At 50.0% G+C, this 2,936-nt stretch carries 1 rRNA gene; it reads left to right on the top strand.

From position 1 onward, the window contains the following. Positions 1-24: 24 nt before the first annotated feature. A 23S ribosomal RNA gene (locus H5119_RS19700) occupies positions 25-2,914 on the top strand. The last annotated feature ends 22 nt before the right edge of the window (positions 2,915-2,936 follow it).

The raw sequence follows: 2,936 nt of genomic DNA, 5'->3' as shown, positions 1-2,936 counted from the left end.
AACAAAGACCCGTTTGGGTTGTATGGTTAAGTGACTAAGCGTACACGGTGGATGCCTTGGCAGTTGGAGGCGATGAAGGACGTATTAACTTGCGATAAGCCTAGTCAAGCTAGTAAAAAGCACTTGAGACTAGGATTTCCGAATGGGGAAACCCACCTGCTTGCAGGTATCGTTAACTGAATACATAGGTTAACGAGGCGAACGCGGAGAACTGAAACATCTAAGTACCCGTAGGAAAAGAAATCAACCGAGATTCCGAAAGTAGCGGCGAGCGAAATCGGAACAGCCCTTAAGCTTATTATGTGTTAATGGAAGGCTCTGGAAAGTGCCACGATACAGGGTGATAGTCCCGTACATGAAAAGACATTTTAAGTGAAATCGAGTAGGTCGGAGCACGTGAAACTTTGACTGAATATAGGTGGACCATCATCTAAGGCTAAATACTCCCAACTGACCGATAGTGAACCAGTACCGTGAGGGAAAGGCGAAAAGAACCCCTGTGAGGGGAGTGAAATAGAACCTGAAACCGTGTACGTACAAGCAGTAGGAGCCCACTTGTTGGGTGACTGCGTACCTTTTGTATAATGGGTCAGCGACTTATATTTTGTAGCGAGGTTAACCGAATAGGGTAGCCGTAGGGAAACCGAGTCTTAACTGGGCGAATAGTTGCAAGGTATAGACCCGAAACCCGGTGATCTAGCCATGGGCAGGTTGAAGGTTGAGTAACATCAACTGGAGGACCGAACCCACTAACGTTGAAAAGTTAGGGGATGACCTGTGGCTAGGAGTGAAAGGCTAATCAAACCGGGAGATAGCTGGTTCTCCCCGAAATCTATTTAGGTAGAGCCTCGGACGAATACTTACGGGGGTAGAGCACTGTTAAGGCTAGGGGGTCATCCCGACTTACCAACCCTTTGCAAACTCCGAATACCGTAAAGTAATATCCGGGAGACACACGGCGGGTGCTAACGTCCGTCGTGAAGAGGGAAACAACCCAGACCGCCAGCTAAGGTCCCAAAGTCATAGTTAAGTGGGAAACGATGTGGAAAGGCCCAGACAGCCAGGAGGTTGGCTTAGAAGCAGCCATCCTTTAAAGAAAGCGTAATAGCTCACTGGTCGAGTCGGTCTGCGCGGAAGATGTAACGGGGCTAAACTATGCACCGAAGCTGCGGATTCAGAATTTATTCTGAGTGGTAGGGGAGCGTTCTGTAAGCCGTTGAAGGTGACCCGGGAGGGTTGCTGGAGGTATCAGAAGTGCGAATGCTGACATGAGTAACGATAATGGGAGTGAAAAACTCCCACGCCGGAAGACCAAGGGTTCCTATCCCATGTTAATCAGGGTAGGGTAAGTCGACCCCTAAGGCGAGGCCGAAAGGCGTAGTCGATGGGAAACAGATTAATATTTCTGTACTCGATATAATTGCGATGGGGGGACGGAGCAGGCTAAGCAAGCATAGCGTTGGTAGTCTATGTGAAAGTGAGTAGGGCGTTTGTTTAGGTAAATCCGGACGAACACTAAACCTGAGACACGAGACGAGTCACTACGGTGATGAAGTTGCTGATGCCATACTTCCAGGAAAAGCCTCTAAGCTTCAGATTATATGGAATCGTACCCCAAACCGACACAGGTGGTCAGGTAGAGAATACTAAGGCGCTTGAGAGAACTCGGGTGAAGGAACTAGGCAAAATCGTACCGTAACTTCGGGAGAAGGTACGCTCCTATCTGTGATGAGACTTGCTCTCTAAGCGGACGGGAGCCGCAGTGACCAGGTGGCTGGGACTGTTTATTAAAAACACAGCACTGTGCAAAATCGCAAGATGACGTATACGGTGTGACACCTGCCCGGTGCCGGAAGGTTAATTGATGGGGTTATCCTTAGGGAGAAGCTCTTGATCGAAGCCCCGGTAAACGGCGGCCGTAACTATAACGGTCCTAAGGTAGCGAAATTCCTTGTCGGGTAAGTTCCGACCTGCACGAATGGTGTAACCATGGCCACGCTGTCTCCACCCGAGACTCAGTGAAATTGAAATCGCAGTGAAGATGCTGTGTACCCGCGGCTAGACGGAAAGACCCCGTGAACCTTTACTACAGCTTGGCACTGAACATTGAACCTACATGTGTAGGATAGGTGGGAGACTTTGAAGCAGCGACGCTAGTTGTTGTGGAGTCAACCTTGAAATACCACCCTTGTAGTTTTGATGTTCTAACGTTGGCCCCTGAATCGGGGTTACGGACAGTGCCTGGTGGGTAGTTTGACTGGGGCGGTCTCCTCCTAAAGAGTAACGGAGGAGCACGAAGGTTGGCTAAGTACGGTCGGACATCGTACGGTTAGTGTAATGGTAGAAGCCAGCTTAACTGCGAGACAGACACGTCGAGCAGGTACGAAAGTAGGTCATAGTGATCCGGTGGTTCTGAATGGAAGGGCCATCGCTCAACGGATAAAAGGTACTCCGGGGATAACAGGCTGATACCGCCCAAGAGTTCATATCGACGGCGGTGTTTGGCACCTCGATGTCGGCTCATCACATCCTGGGGCTGAAGTCGGTCCCAAGGGTATGGCTGTTCGCCATTTAAAGTGGTACGCGAGCTGGGTTTAGAACGTCGTGAGACAGTTCGGTCCCTATCTGCCGTGGGCGTTTGAGAATTGAGAGGGGTTGCTCCTAGTACGAGAGGACCGGAGTGAACGAACCGCTGGTGTTCGGGTTGTCATGCCAATGGCATTGCCCGGTAGCTACGTTCGGAACTGATAAGCGCTGAAAGCATCTAAGCGCGAAGCAGGCCTCGAGATGAGTTCTCACTAGACTTTTAAAGTCTCTGAAGGGCCGTTGAAGACTACAACGTTGATAGGCAAGATGTGGAAGTGGTGTGAGCCATTAAGCTAACTTGTACTAATTACCCGTGAGGCTTAACCATACAACGCCAAACGCGTTTTATG

Origin of the sequence: Pseudoalteromonas sp. SG45-5 (assembly GCF_014164085.1) — a bacterium.
Lineage (GTDB): Bacteria > Pseudomonadota > Gammaproteobacteria > Enterobacterales > Alteromonadaceae > Pseudoalteromonas > Pseudoalteromonas aliena.
Note: the sequence above shows the minus strand (reverse complement) of the source record. Positions and strands in the feature narration are given on the sequence as shown.